Origin of the sequence: Microbacterium sp. CH-015, assembly GCF_049707015.1 — a bacterium.
Classification (GTDB): domain Bacteria; phylum Actinomycetota; class Actinomycetes; order Actinomycetales; family Microbacteriaceae; genus Microbacterium; species Microbacterium aurum.
Window position 1 is genome coordinate 99,407 of record NZ_JBNAFJ010000004.1, and the last position, 12,236, is coordinate 111,642.

The 12,236-nt window shown below is 72.0% G+C and carries 15 protein-coding genes and 2 pseudogenes; 9 read left to right on the forward strand and 8 right to left on the reverse strand.

Annotated elements, in window-relative coordinates; translation table 11 throughout:
* The first annotated feature begins 25 nt into the window (after positions 1-25).
* The 7 genes and pseudogenes from ACPYN4_RS08330 to ACPYN4_RS08360 all read left to right on the forward strand — a co-directional run bounded on the left by ACPYN4_RS08330 (position 26) and on the right by ACPYN4_RS08360 (position 2,661).
* Positions 26-574, forward strand: a complete 549-nt coding sequence (locus ACPYN4_RS08330; protein WP_424446100.1) for a hypothetical protein — start codon at positions 26-28, stop codon at positions 572-574.
* 9 nt (positions 575-583) lie between these two features.
* Complete coding sequence (locus tag ACPYN4_RS08335; RefSeq protein ID WP_076689591.1) at positions 584-1,072, forward strand: YajQ family cyclic di-GMP-binding protein; 489 nt, start codon at positions 584-586, stop codon at positions 1,070-1,072.
* Positions 1,073-1,120: 48 nt separating this feature from the next.
* Positions 1,121-1,398: pseudogene (locus ACPYN4_RS08340) on the forward strand (AraC family transcriptional regulator); the annotation flags it as partial.
* A gap of 44 nt (positions 1,399-1,442) precedes the next feature.
* Positions 1,443-1,733, forward strand: a complete 291-nt coding sequence (locus ACPYN4_RS08345) for a DUF6412 domain-containing protein (RefSeq protein WP_281651833.1) — start codon at positions 1,443-1,445, stop codon at positions 1,731-1,733.
* Between the two features lie 22 nt (positions 1,734-1,755).
* A pseudogene (locus tag ACPYN4_RS08350) lies at positions 1,756-1,806 on the forward strand (hypothetical protein); the annotation flags it as partial.
* Positions 1,807-1,918: 112 nt separating this feature from the next.
* Complete coding sequence (locus ACPYN4_RS08355; protein ID WP_315551181.1) at positions 1,919-2,050, forward strand: hypothetical protein; 132 nt, start codon at positions 1,919-1,921, stop codon at positions 2,048-2,050.
* 98 nt (positions 2,051-2,148) lie between these two features.
* Positions 2,149-2,661: a hypothetical protein gene (locus tag ACPYN4_RS08360; RefSeq protein WP_084201921.1), complete on the forward strand. Its 513-nt coding sequence runs from the start codon at positions 2,149-2,151 to the stop codon at positions 2,659-2,661.
* A 35-nt stretch (positions 2,662-2,696) separates the two neighbouring features.
* Here ACPYN4_RS08360 and ACPYN4_RS08365 read toward each other — a convergent pair whose 3' ends face one another.
* From ACPYN4_RS08365 to ACPYN4_RS08385, 5 genes are read right to left on the reverse strand one after another with little or no spacing between them, the layout of a single operon-like run.
* Positions 2,697-3,692: an alpha/beta hydrolase gene (locus tag ACPYN4_RS08365; protein WP_424446101.1), complete on the reverse strand. Its 996-nt coding sequence runs from the start codon at positions 3,690-3,692 to the stop codon at positions 2,697-2,699.
* Between the two features lie 2 nt (positions 3,693-3,694).
* Positions 3,695-5,068: an FAD-dependent oxidoreductase gene (locus tag ACPYN4_RS08370; RefSeq protein ID WP_424446102.1), complete on the reverse strand. Its 1,374-nt coding sequence runs from the start codon at positions 5,066-5,068 to the stop codon at positions 3,695-3,697.
* Between the two features lie 20 nt (positions 5,069-5,088).
* Positions 5,089-6,150, reverse strand: a complete 1,062-nt coding sequence (locus tag ACPYN4_RS08375; protein ID WP_287271924.1) for a polyprenyl synthetase family protein — start codon at positions 6,148-6,150, stop codon at positions 5,089-5,091.
* Positions 6,151-6,172: 22 nt separating this feature from the next.
* Entirely contained in the window at positions 6,173-6,886 is a 714-nt protein-coding gene (locus tag ACPYN4_RS08380) for a demethylmenaquinone methyltransferase (RefSeq protein ID WP_287271926.1), read from the reverse strand.
* A gap of 9 nt (positions 6,887-6,895) precedes the next feature.
* Positions 6,896-7,432, reverse strand: coding sequence for a DUF402 domain-containing protein (locus ACPYN4_RS08385; protein WP_239280068.1), 537 nt, complete (start codon positions 7,430-7,432; stop codon positions 6,896-6,898).
* Positions 7,433-7,490: 58 nt separating this feature from the next.
* Between ACPYN4_RS08385 and ACPYN4_RS08390 the strand changes: the two genes are divergently transcribed.
* On the forward strand, positions 7,491-8,753 hold the full coding sequence (locus tag ACPYN4_RS08390) for an isochorismate synthase (protein WP_239280070.1): 1,263 nt from the start codon (positions 7,491-7,493) through the stop codon (positions 8,751-8,753).
* Positions 8,754-8,789: 36 nt separating this feature from the next.
* Here ACPYN4_RS08390 and ACPYN4_RS08395 read toward each other — a convergent pair whose 3' ends face one another.
* Genes ACPYN4_RS08395 through ACPYN4_RS08405 form a run of 3 tightly spaced genes read right to left on the reverse strand, consistent with a single transcriptional unit; the run spans position 8,790 to position 11,885 of the window.
* Positions 8,790-9,653 (reverse strand): polyphosphate kinase 2 family protein, encoded by an 864-nt coding sequence (locus ACPYN4_RS08395; protein WP_239280072.1) that lies wholly within the window; start codon positions 9,651-9,653, stop codon positions 8,790-8,792.
* 41 nt (positions 9,654-9,694) lie between these two features.
* A complete protein-coding gene (gene menD, locus ACPYN4_RS08400; protein ID WP_424446103.1) occupies positions 9,695-11,500 on the reverse strand; it encodes a 2-succinyl-5-enolpyruvyl-6-hydroxy-3-cyclohexene-1-carboxylic-acid synthase in 1,806 nt (601 codons plus the stop codon).
* Position 11,501: 1 nt separating this feature from the next.
* Positions 11,502-11,885, reverse strand: a complete 384-nt coding sequence (locus tag ACPYN4_RS08405) for a PLD nuclease N-terminal domain-containing protein (protein WP_239280076.1) — start codon at positions 11,883-11,885, stop codon at positions 11,502-11,504.
* A 75-nt stretch (positions 11,886-11,960) separates the two neighbouring features.
* On the opposite strand from ACPYN4_RS08405, the gene ACPYN4_RS08410 reads away from it, so the two are divergent.
* The gene (locus ACPYN4_RS08410) at positions 11,961-12,233 is read left to right on the forward strand and encodes a DUF4229 domain-containing protein (RefSeq protein ID WP_076689563.1); all 273 of its coding nucleotides are present in this window, start codon (positions 11,961-11,963) and stop codon (positions 12,231-12,233) included.
* Positions 12,234-12,236: the final 3 nt, after the last annotated feature.

Genomic DNA, 12,236 nt, shown 5'->3' on the forward strand with positions numbered 1-12,236 from the left:
GCAGTGGACCCCGCGTTCAGGATGCGTGGCCGGCGCCCGCACGATTCAGATCGTCCCGCCCGCCCACATCGACGTGGCGGCGCGGAGAAGCCTCCGCCCGCATCCAGCCGTCCAGAGTGGGGCGAGCGCGGGCTGGGCGGATGTGCGCGCCGCCAACGCAGACGTCTACGAGTGGACACACGCGAGCTGGAGTCCCGTCGGTGAGGGATTCGCTTCGGCGTTGAACGAGGGCCTGGAAGATGACCTCGACCTCGACCTCGAAGCGACGTCCGTGGCCGTCGTGAAGGGCAGAATCGTCGCCAACTGCATGGTCTACCGCGATTCGCTACCGCCTATCGTCACCGCCGAGACCACGCAGGCAGACTGCCCCGACGGTGAACGACTGGTCGAAGGATGCGTGCGCCGCTCGCTCGACGTTCTGGCGGCCCGCGGCGTGGAACGCGCCGAGTTCGACGGGCACGTGACGGATCCCCACTTCCTCCCCGTGTGGACCCGACTCGCCCCGACCGGAGGCTGGTTCCACCTCGTCGAAGTTGACGCGGCGGACTCTGCGGCCGCGACGCACCACGGGTAGATTGGCGACATGGCTGACTCCAGTTTCGACATCGTCTCCAAGATCGATCGCCAGGAGGCGGACAACGCTCTCAACCAAGCCCGCAAGGAGGTCGAGCAGCGCTACGACTTCAAGGGCACGGATGCCTCGATCGAATGGTCGGGCGAGGCGATCCTCATCAAGGCGAACAGCGAAGAGCGCGCGAAGGCGATCCTCGATGTCTTCCAGTCGAAGCTCATCAAGCGCGGCATCTCGCTGAAGTCGCTCGAGTCGGGCGAGCCGCAGGCATCCGGCAAGGAGTACCGGATCACCTCCACCCTCAAAGAGGGGATCTCGTCGGAGAATGCGAAGAAGATCGGCAAGATCATCCGCGACGAGGGACCCAAGTCGGTGAAGTCGCAGATCCAGGGCGACGAGTTGCGGGTGCAGTCGAAGTCGCGTGACGACCTGCAGGAGGTGCAGCGACTCCTCAAGGCCGCAGACCTCGACGTCGACCTCCAGTTCGTCAACTACCGCTGAGCCTCAACGCCGACCGCCGGTCCTGATGTCATCGGACCGCGATAGTAGGACGACCTCGACGTCGCGTCGCTCGCGCGTGCGCTCGGCACGACGGAGTACCACGTGCGTCGCGTGTTCTCGTCGCTGGCGGCGCGGACCTGCTCAGCATCGCGGTGCGGTACGCCTATGGCTCGAGCGAGGCGTTCGGTCGAGCATTCCGCTCGGTCCACGGCGTCGGCCCGACCCAGGTCCGGCGAGACGGCGGCCCCCTTCGCATGCAACCGCAGCTCAGGTTCCACCTGACCGTAGAAGGGAACTTCCTCATGGACACCCGCATCGCAGAGCGCCACCGCCCGGCGAGTATCGTGAGTCTCAGCCGGGAGGAGGCGCAATGGTCGACACCATCACGTCCCTCCTGCGCTCGCTCCTCGCGGCGATCGGCCTGCTCGCGCTCGCCGACCCCGCCGCATCGGGCTCCGTCGCGACGGTGACGGTGATGCTTCTCGCCGCGATCGTGCTGATCGTCGCCACCAGTGGTGCGGCGACCCACGTGCCGCGGCGCGGCTCTCCCGCGCATCCCACCCGCCGCAGCGAGCTGTCGGCACCCCTGACGCAGAGCGATCCCGACGCGGCCGGCCACGTGCGCCGCCGCGGACCGGGCCAGGCGGCCGCGGCCGCGTAGCGTCGATCCGCAGCGAGAAACGATGAACCTCTACCGTGCGGAGGGCGCGTCGCCGCTCGCGGGATGCCTCCCCCTCCTCATCCAGGCCCCCGTCGTCGGACTCCTGTACTCGGTGTTCCTCCACCGCATGATCGACGGCCACGCCAACGAGCTGCTGACGCAGACGCTCGCCGGCCCTGGTCGGGATGCTGCAGTTCGCAACCGCGGTCGTCGCCGCGTTCGTCCCGCTCGCCGCCGGCATCTATCTCCTGGTCACGGTCGCGTGGACACTCGGCCAGCGGCTCCTGCTGCGGCGGGTCTTCCCGCCCGTGCCGTGACGATTCCGGCCGCTACCGGCCGGCATCCGCCCCGTCAACCCCCTGCCGACGGCTCCCCCGCCCGCGAAGAGTAGGACGCGACGGAAGGATCACGCGACATGAGCGACCCCCAGCAGGACCGCATGCAGACTCCCCCGCAGCACGGCGGCGCGGAGAGCACGACCGAGCACGAATTCGACGCACCCGGCACGAACTACCCCGACACCGGCAAGCCCGACGAATCGACACGCGACGAGTCCGGCGCCGACGCCCAGCCCGCGCCCGCCGATAACGATCCGTCGCACGAGGCCGTCGGCGTCGGCGTCATCGGGGGCGCGCAGTCCGACCCCGACCATCATGGGCAGGACGGCGGCCGCGAGAAGGTCTGGGCGGGGTCCTCCCAGGACGCGCTGTCGGGCGAGCAGGAGCAGCGCCTGCCGTCGATGTCGCAGAACAACGCCTCCGACGTCGAGAAGGTCACCGGCATCGTGGCGCAGGTCCGCGGCGACATCGCCTCGGGCGACGCCGACGAGGTCCGGCACGTGCTCGCGCAGCGCCTGGAGCAGGCCGGCGTCGCGCTCAGCGACGACGAGATCGACGAGCTCACCCGGCAGATCACCACGGGAGACTGAACGCGGGATGCCGGCGCGCGCCGCGCCGAGACGGATCAGGGCAGGGCGATGCCCGGCCCCACCAGCCAACGCTCCAGCGCGGAGTACGCCGCGTCGCGAGGAGCCGGCGCCGACAGGAAGACATCATGGATGGCGCCGTCGATCCGCGCGACGGTGACCGCGTTGCCGATTCGGGTCGCCGTCCGGGCGATGTCGTCGACGACGAGAACGCTGTCGGTGGAGGTCATCTGATCCGACCACTGCATCGGCGAGGTGGAGTGCCGCGACAGCAGCACGAGCGCCGGACACCCCACATCCACTCCCCCGGCGACGCGCGCGTGCCCGGCCATGACAGCCGCCAGCCACCCCGGGTGCGTCGGGAAGCCCCGCTCCGGGCGCCACCCGTCGGGGCTGTCGGGAAGGGAGCCGATCTCGCGCTGCGCGCGCGTGTAGAACCCGAGGTCGACGGCCGGGTGGGCGCCGAGCGGGTCGAATCGCGCCCGCATCTGCACCAGCGGCGCGATCGCCTGACGCCCGATCGCACCGGTCTGCAACTCCAGCCACGGGCTGTTGAGCACGAGCGCCGAGGCGGCACCGGGATGCCGGGCCGCCCACAGCGCCAGGGTCAGGCCTCCCGTGGAATGGCCCATGAGCACGAGCCGGCGCCCCCGGCCGCCACCGGCATCTCCGCCGCCGGGCCCGCCCATCGCGTCGAGAGCGGCGGAGATGTCGGCGTCGTAATCGCTGAGGGACGCGATGTATCCCGGAGCCTGACCCGGCCGAAGGCTCCGCCCGTACTTCCGGAGATCCAGCGCGTAGAAGCGCGCCCCGAGGCGGTTCCAGAACCGGGCGAGCTCCCGCTGGAAGAAGTAGTCCGACCAGCCATGTACGTAGAGCACGTCCACATCCGCCAGGGGGCGGAGCATCCGCAGCAGCCCCGGCGGCAGCGACCGCACGAGCGTCGCGACGACGGGGCCGTCGGCATCCTCACCCAGCTGCAGTGTCCGCTGGGCGAACGGCTTCCCGAGGATGTCGGGAACCCAGGACGCCATGCTCACTCCCCGCGGGAGACCCGTACCATCTCGTCGCGGTCGACGACCTTGATGCGGGCGCGGCCCACCGGCTCGCCGAGCGCGACCTCGTGCTCGTCGAGCCGGTGCCAGCCGTCGAGGTCCGTCCACGACACGCCGCGCGACTCCAGCAGGGCGGGGATCGCCTCGGGCGACGGGTCCTCCGGGGTCCACCACGAGCCCTGGTCGTTGATCAGGTGGCTCACCGTCTCCATGGCGTCGGACTTCGTGTGGCCGATGAGGCCGACGGGCCCCCGCTTGATCCACCCGGTCGCGTAGACACCGGGCACGCGCTCGTTCGAGTCCTTGTGCAGCACCTGGCCCTCGTGGTTGGGGATCACGCCGTGGCGCTTGTCGAACGGAACCCCCGGCAGGGGCGACCCGAAGTAGCCGACGGCCCGGTACAGCTGCTGGATGGGCACCTCGCGCAGCTCACCGGTGCCGACCACGCCGCCCTCGTCGTCGGGTCGCGTGCGCTCGTACACGAGCGCCGAGACGCGCCCGGCGTCGTCGGTCTTCACCGAGACCGGCTTGGCGTAGAAGTGCAGGTGCAGGCGCCGGCTCGCGGTGCCGCCGGCGTTGTTGACGCTCGGACGCTGGCGCCACGACTGCAGCACCCGGTCGATCACCATGACCTGCTTGTTGCTCGCGATCGCGGCCCGCGACGCCTCGTCGTAGTCGAAGTCCTCGTCGTAGACCACCATGTCGACGTCGCGCAGCTCGCCGAGCTCGCGCAACTCGAGCGGCGTGAACTTCACCTGCGCCGGCCCCCGGCGCCCGAACACGTGCACGTCGGTGACCTGCGACGCCTCCAGTCCCGCCTGCACGTTGGCAGGGATCTCGGTGACCAGCAGATCCTCGGCGTGCTTGGCGAGAATGCGGGCGACGTCCAGGGCGACGTTGCCGTTGCCGATGACGGCGACGGATGCCGCGTCCAGCGGCCACTCGCGCGGGAAGTCCGGGTGGCCGTCGTACCAGCTGACGAAGTCGGCGGCCCCGAACGAGCCCTCGGCGTCGATGCCGGGAATGTCGAGGTCGGCGTCGCGGATCGCGCCGGTGGAGAAGATGACGGCGTGGTAGTGACGCTTGAGGTCGTCGAGGGTGATGTCCTCGCCGAAGCGCACGTTGCCGAAGATGCGGATGTCGCCGCGGTCGAGGACATCCCGGAGCGCGTTGATGATGCCCTTGATGCGGGGGTGGTCGGGCGCCACGCCATAGCGCACCAGCCCGTACGGCGCCGGCAGCTGGTCGAACAGGTCGATCGACACGTCGAACTTGCGCTCGGCCTTCAGCAGGATGTCCGCGGCGTAGATGCCGGCGGGTCCCGCGCCGACGATGGCCAGCCTGAGGTTGGTCATGGGTGTTCCTTACGAATGGGTTAGCTGGATCGGTCGACGATCACGTGCGCGAGCTTGACGAGCGCATCGCGGACGACGCCGGCCGGAAGCGGGTCGATCGCCTCGATCGCGGCATCCGCCCATTCGTACGCCTGACGCCGGGTCGCCTCGGTGACGGCATGGTCACGCAGGTGGCCGATGGCCTCGTCGAGGATGCCGGGGTCGGCGCCGTCGGCGATGCGCGCCACGCCGTCGTCGATCGTCGCCCGGAGCGCCCGCGACGCGGGGTCGGCCGCACGCCCGAGCAGCAGGTACGGCATGGTCGGAACGCCCGCGCGCAGGTCGGTGCCGGGCACCTTGCCGGTCTCGCCGGGGTCGTCGGACAGGTCGATGACGTCGTCGAGCAGCTGGAACGCGACACCCACCCGCTCGCCGTACTCCAGCGCGGGCGCGCGGTACTCGGCGGGCGCGTCGGAGAAGAGGATGCCGGCCTGAGCGGATGCCGCGATCAGCGATCCCGTCTTGTCGGCGAGCACCTGCAGATAGAACTCCACCGGGTCGTCGCCCGCCTGGGCGCCGACGGTCTCGTGCATCTGGCCGAGCACGAGCCGCTCGAAGGTGTCGGCCTGCAGGCGGATGGCGCGCTCGCCGATCTGCGCCATCAGCTGACTCGCGCGCGAGAAGAGCAGGTCGCCGGTGAGGATCGCGACGTTGTTGCCCCAGACGGCGTGCGCGCTCGGGACGCCGCGCCGAACGTCGGCGCCGTCCATCACGTCGTCGTGGTACAGCGAGCCGAGGTGCGTCATCTCCAGCGCGGTCGCGCCCGCGACGACGAAGTCGGTCGTGCCGGCTCCAAGCTGCGCGGTCAGCAGCGTCAGCATGGGGCGCACGCGCTTGCCGCCGGCCTCGTACAGGTAGCGGGTGGTCGCGTCGGCGAGCTGGTCGCTCACGCGGAGCTCACGGCCGAGCGTGTCCTCGACGCGGTCGAGGCCGTCCTCCACGACGGTGAGGAGCTTGCGCATCCGGGGTCCGGCGAGCACGCGCTCGGTCAGACCGAGATTGGCGGTCAGGCGCGCGCCGGGAGCGGAGGGGCTCGGAGTCACCCTGACAGCCTACCGGCCGCGATCAGCCCAGCGGCTTGAGCGCACGATGCAGCGCGACGATGCCGAACGTGAGATCGCGGTGCGCGACGGCGCTCCAGCCGGCATCCCGAATCCACGACGACAGGGTCACCTGGTCGGGCCAGTCCTTGATCGACTCGTTGAGATAGTCGTAGGCGTCGGCGTTCGAGCTCACGACCTTCGCGACGGACGGCAGGATCCGGTCGTTGTAGAAGCGATACAGGCTCGCGAACACGGCGTTCTGCGGGTGGGAGAACTCGCACACGACGAGCTTGCCGCCGGGCGCGGTGACCCGCAGCATCTCGGCGAGCGCCTTCTTCGGGTCGTTGACGTTGCGCAGGCCGAACGAGATGGTGACGGCGTCGAACTCGCCATCGGCGAACGGGAGATCCGTCGCATCGGCCTCGGCGAACGTGACGTTCGGCACGTGACCGTGCCGGCGGCGCCCCTCCGCGATCATGCCGGCGGAGAAGTCGCCCGCGACGATGTCGGCGCCGCTGCGCGCCAGGGCGACCGAGCTCGCCCCGGTGCCGGCGGCGAGGTCGAGGATGCGCTGTCCCGGCTTCGGCGCGACCGCGCGCGTCGTGGCGATGTGCCACAGCCGGTCGTTGCCGAGGCTCAACACGGTGTTGGTGCGGTCGTACCCGGCGGCGACCTCGTCGAACATGCCGCTGACGCGATCGGGGTCCTTGCCGAGGTCTGCGCGGTGCTCTGTCACCGTTCGATCCTACGGCGCGAGCCGCGTCAGGACGCCCAGCCAGTGCGCGGCGGTGGCCTCGTCGTACGGCGGCGCTGCGGCACGGACAGCGGCCTCCAGATCGATGGCGACCTGCTCCAGGCGCAGGACGATGTCCGCCGGGTAGCCGTACCGCACGCGGTGCTCCTCCCACTCGTCGCGGTCGTCGATGAACACGCCGCGCTCGTCGCGGGCGCGGACGACGTCGAGGTCCATGTCGATGCCGGTCGGGTCCGCCCCGGCATCCCAGCTCACGTCCCACGCGATGTCGATGTAGACGGCGATGCGCGGGTGGGTCGCGTTGAGGGTCGCCGCGTACTCCCCGCTCGGTGGGATGAGGGTGACGTTGTCGCCGTTCGAGACCGTGTCGAGGCCGGGACGGGCGCTGCGCCAACCGTCGCGCTGGCCTACCCAGTCACCGTGGGCGTCGCTGCCGAGGAAGACGCAGTCGTGCTCCCAGTGCGGCGAGCCGTCCCACTTGCGCCAGCGGAAGACGAGCGGGGTGCCGGGCGTGGGTCGGGCGGTCATGGTCGCGAGCCTACGCCGCCGCGTCAGCGGCACGGCCCGCCGGATTAGGCTGGGTCGAGTGAACGCTCCCACCCCCAGCCCCGCCCGGCTGCGCGTGGTGACCCGCGATATCGCGCACGTCGACGATCTGCTGCAGTACGGCGATCCCGCCGATCCCCTGGTGTGGACCCGCGGCGGCGCGTGGCTCGTCGGCGTCGGCCGCGCCCTCACCCTGACGGCGCACGGCGCCGAGGTCGCCGGTCTCGCGGCCCGCTGGCGCGAGGTCGCCGCGGCGGCGCAGGTGGACGACCACGTCGGCGTGCCGGGCTCGGGCCTCGTCGCCTTCGGCGCGCTGCCGTTCGACGCGGAGTCCGCGGCGACGGCCGTCCTCACCGTCCCCCTCCTGACGATCGGGCACCGCGACGGCCTCACCTGGGCCACGTGGGTGCTGCCGGATGCCGGGGCGCCCGATCCCGAGGCGCCTCAAACGATCGGCTACGGCCCGCACTGGTCCGCCGCGGTGGGCCCGGGCGCGCTGACGCCCGACGGGTATCAGGACGCCGTCCGGCAGGGGCTCGCCGCGATCTCGGCCGGCGAGGTCAGCAAGGTCGTCCTCGCCCGCGACCTCGTGGGCACGGTGCCCGGTCACGCCGACCTGCGGCGCCTCGTCCGCTCCCTCGCCTCGGCGTATCCCGACACGTGGGTGTACGCGGTCGACGGGCTCATCGGCGCGAGCCCGGAGACGCTCGTCACCGTCTCGGGCGGGCAGGTGACGGCGCGCGTCCTCGCCGGGACCGTCGCCCGCGGCGCGAACCCCGACGCCGACCGCGACGCCGCGCTCGCCCTCGCGACGAGCGCGAAGGACCTCGCCGAGCACGGCTACGCGGTCCGCAGCCTCGTCGACGCGCTCACGCCGCACACGACGGCGCTGGCCGCCGCCGAGCAGCCGTTCACCCTGTCGCTGCCGAACGTCTGGCACCTCGCCACCGACGTCGAGGCCACGACCGCCGCTGGCACCTCGGCGCTCGACCTCGTCGGGGTGCTGCACCCCACCGCAGCGGTCGCCGGGACCCCGACGGACGCCGCGATCGCCGCCATCCGCCGCATCGAGCCGTTCGACCGGGGGCGCTACGCGGGACCGGTCGGCTGGGTCGACGGGCACGGCGACGGCGAGTGGGCGATCGCGTTGCGCGGCGCACAGTTCGACCTCGCGGGGGCGGATCCGGACGGCATCCGCTTCACCGCGCACGCGGGCGCCGGGATCGTCGCCGGCAGCGACCCCGAAGCCGAGATGCTCGAGACCCGCGTGAAGTTCCGCCCCATCATCGACGCGCTGGCGTAGCCGGCGCCGTCAGACGCACTGGCGTAACCGGCGCGCTCAGGTCGCGGCGAGGCGCCTCTTCTCGGCCTCGACGTCGTAATCGGCGGCGGGCCACTGCGGGTCGATGTCCTCGAGCGCGTCGAGGAGCAATGCCTGGACGGCGATGCGGGCGTACCACTTCGCATTCGCGGGCACCACGTACCACGGCGCGTTCGGGGTCGAAGTCCGCTCGAAGACCGCCTGGTACGCGTCCATGTACGCCGGCCACAGCTGGCGCTCATCGACGTCGCCGGGGTTGTACTTCCAGTGCTTGTCCGGCCGCTCCAGCCGCTCCATGAGCCGGGACTTCTGCTCGTCGGGCGAGATGTGCAGCATGACCTTGACGATGCGGACGCCGCGGTCGGTGAGCCGTTTCTCGAAGTCGACGATCGCGCCGTAGCGCCGCTCGATCTCCTCCGGGGGCGCGAGGGAGCGCACCCGCCCGATCAGCACGTCCTCGTAGTGGGAGCGGTCGAAGACACCGATGAACCCGGCATCCGGCACATGCTTCTCGATGCGCCAGAGGAAATCGTGCGCGAGCTCTTCCGGCGTGGGCCTCTTGAACGCGACGAGCGAGACGCCCTGAGGATCGACCGAGCCGACGACGTGGCGGACGATGCCGCCCTTGCCGGCGGAGTCCATCGCCTGCAGCACGAGCAGGACCGCGGGGGTGTCCGCCACGATGCGGCTCTGTGCGAACAGGCGCTCCTGCAGCTCGTCGAGCTCATCCGCCCCGGCCCGAAGATCGACCTGACCGTGCTTCTTGCCCCCGGTGTATCCGGGCGTGGCGTCGGGGTCGACGTCGGCGAGCCGGAATCCCTCCCCCGCCCGCAGCAGCTCTACGGGGTCACCGCTCCAGTTCGTCTGGCTCTTCGCAGTCATGACCACATCATGGCGCGACGGATGCCGGTCTGGCCACCGCGTCACCGGGCCAGCGCGACCTCGACGATCTGGCGGCCGGGCGCCGGCGAGGTCAGTGCCTGGTCGAGCGCCGCGCGCGTCGACACCGGCGTATAGGTCCAGCCGTACGCGGCGGCGAGGTGCTCGATCGCGACCGTCTGCGGTGTGTACAGCACGCGCTCCATGGCGTCGGGGGTCGCGACCTGCGCGACCTCGAGGCCGTCGAAGATCGTGCCGCCGCCGTCGTTTCCGACGATGACCTGCAGCCGTGGCGGCTTCTCTCCGGGCGGCAGCAGCAGAGCGCCCACGTCGTGCAGGAACGCGAGATCGCCCGTCAGCACGCGCGTGACGCCGGCGGCGCCGGCGGCCTGACTGGCCAGCGCGATCCCCATGCCCGTCGCGATCGTGCCGTCGATGCCGGCGAGCCCGCGATTGGCGTGCACGGGCACCTTCTTGCCGCCGAGCACCTCGTCGGCGACCCGCACGAGCCGCGACGAGGCGAACAGCAGCCGGTCGTGCGGCCACGTCGCCCGCCACACCGCGTCGACGAGCGTCACCCGGTCGATGGGCGCGCGCGCCACCGCGAGCTCGGCCGCGATCGCCCCCAGCCGCTCGTGCGGCACCGCGGACGCGAGTCCCTCGGCATCCGGGGCGGGCGGGGCGAGGTCGACGGCGGCGGCCCGCGAGGCGCGCATCCACGCGCCGAACCAGTCCCGGTCCGCCTCGCCGGCGGCCGCCCGGACGGCATCGACCGCGATCGTCGCGCCGTTGAGGTTCAGGGGCTCTCCCGGTCCGCGCACCGCGAAGACCTCCACCTCGGGGCGCGACAGCACGACGACCGCCTCACGGCTGAGCGTCGGGTGCCCGAACACGACCGCGCGTTCGATGCGTCCGCCGAGTTGCGGGTCGCCGAGCAGACGGCGGTACCCGTGGACGAGGTTGCGCCCGAACCGGGAGCCGCTGACGATCTCGGCGATCAGCGGCCAGCCGCCGGCGTGGGCGAGCTCCTCGGCGGCGGCGCCGGCATCCGCCCCCGCGATGACGACCGTGCGCGGTCCGCGCTCGAGCACGTGCGGATCGACGTCGGAATCGGTGGGCAGATTCGACTCGCCGATGCCGCCGCCGCCCTGGTACAGCGCGCCGGAGGGCTCGATCTCCGGCACTGGCTCGCCGCCCGCCTCGTCGGGACCGGCGACCGGCGCGGGCAGCTCGACGGCGGGCATGCCGAGCCAGTCCGGCAGCGCGCCGGCGAGAGGATCGCGGTACGGCAGGTTGAGGTGCACCGGTCCGGCCTGACGGGTGCCGGCGCCGAGCGCCGCGGCGACGGCTTCCTCGGCGACCCGGCGGAGCATGGCGGACTGCTCGCCGGTGCCGTCGGGGTCGATCTCCTCGGGGACGGGCAGGTCCTCCTCCAGACGGATGCTGGGAGCGAACATTCCGGGCTGGCGGGTCGTCTGGTTCGCTCCGACGCCGCGCAGCTCCGGTGGCCGGTCGGCGGTCAGCAGCAGCAGGGGCACCCCGGCGTGGTGCGCCTCGAGCGCCGCCGGCAGCAGGTTCGCCGCCGCGGTCCCCGACGTGCAGATGACGGCCGCGGGCAGGCGCGACTCCCGGCCGAGGCCGAGCGCCGTGAAGCCGGCGACCCGCTCGTCGATGCGCACGTGCAGCGAGATCGCCCCGCGCGCCTCGAGCTGTGCCGCGACCAGCGCGAGCGCCTGCGAGCGCGACCCGGGGCTCACGACGACGTGCCGCACGCCCAGTTCGACGAGCCGGCCGAGGAGCGCCGCGGCGGCATCCGTCGCCGGCACGCGACCGGCGTGGTGGCCGGTCATCTCAGCCGACGCTGCCGCGGGGACCGGCGTCGCCGCGGGAGTCCTCGTCGCGGGGGCCGTCGGGCGAGGGGTCTTCGGCGTCGAGGGCGGCCAGCTCCGCCTCCAGCCGGCGGATGCGCTCATCCTGGTCGCTGATCGAGCCGATGCTCCCCAGGAAGTCGGGGTTGTCATCGGGCGCGCGGAACTGCGGCTGCTGGCGCGGGCGCCCACGGCCCACGACGAACCAGAGGATTCCGCCGAGCACGGGGATCAGCACCACGATCAGCAGCCACACCGGCTTGCTCACCCCGCGGTGGCGGGTGGGCGGCTGCAGGGCGCAGTCGACGATGCTGTACACCCAGAAGGCGATCAGCAACAGCGCCAGAGGCAGCAGTACGCGCACCACCCCTCCATCCTAAGCGGGCGCGCCGGTCACGGCCGCGGGGGTGGCCGGCGCGCGCGACGCGCGTAGGCTGGGACCATGCGTGTCCGCTCGGCCCTCCTCTACACCGTGCTGCGCCTGGCGGCGTTCCTGGTGCCGTTCGGGCTCATGATGCTGATCCCGATCCTGCGGGAGTACTACTGGCTGTCGGCGATCTTCGCCGCCCTCATCGGGCTCAGCCTGTCGCTGCTGTTCCTGCGGCGCCCGCTGGAGGACGCCACCGCCGGGCTCGCCGAGCGCCGCACACCTCGGCTCAGCGACGAGCAGGTCGAGGATGCTGCCATCGACGAGCCTCCGGCTCCCACCGCCTGATCC

Coding starts and splice junctions, on each gene's coding strand:
- ACPYN4_RS08355 (WP_315551181.1), top strand. CDS start 1,919: ATGCTGCAGTTCGCAACCGCGGTCGTCGCCGCGTTCGTCCCGCTCGCC.
- menD (WP_424446103.1), bottom strand. CDS start 11,500: ATGACCGGCCACCACGCCGGTCGCGTGCCGGCGACGGATGCCGCCGCG.
- ACPYN4_RS08370 (WP_424446102.1), bottom strand. CDS start 5,068: ATGACCAACCTCAGGCTGGCCATCGTCGGCGCGGGACCCGCCGGCATC.
- ACPYN4_RS08335 (WP_076689591.1), top strand. CDS start 584: ATGGCTGACTCCAGTTTCGACATCGTCTCCAAGATCGATCGCCAGGAG.
- ACPYN4_RS08410 (WP_076689563.1), top strand. CDS start 11,961: ATGCGTGTCCGCTCGGCCCTCCTCTACACCGTGCTGCGCCTGGCGGCG.
- ACPYN4_RS08385 (WP_239280068.1), bottom strand. CDS start 7,432: ATGACCGCCCGACCCACGCCCGGCACCCCGCTCGTCTTCCGCTGGCGC.
- ACPYN4_RS08365 (WP_424446101.1), bottom strand. CDS start 3,692: ATGGCGTCCTGGGTTCCCGACATCCTCGGGAAGCCGTTCGCCCAGCGG.
- ACPYN4_RS08360 (WP_084201921.1), top strand. CDS start 2,149: ATGAGCGACCCCCAGCAGGACCGCATGCAGACTCCCCCGCAGCACGGC.
- ACPYN4_RS08395 (WP_239280072.1), bottom strand. CDS start 9,653: ATGACTGCGAAGAGCCAGACGAACTGGAGCGGTGACCCCGTAGAGCTG.
- ACPYN4_RS08345 (WP_281651833.1), top strand. CDS start 1,443: ATGGTCGACACCATCACGTCCCTCCTGCGCTCGCTCCTCGCGGCGATC.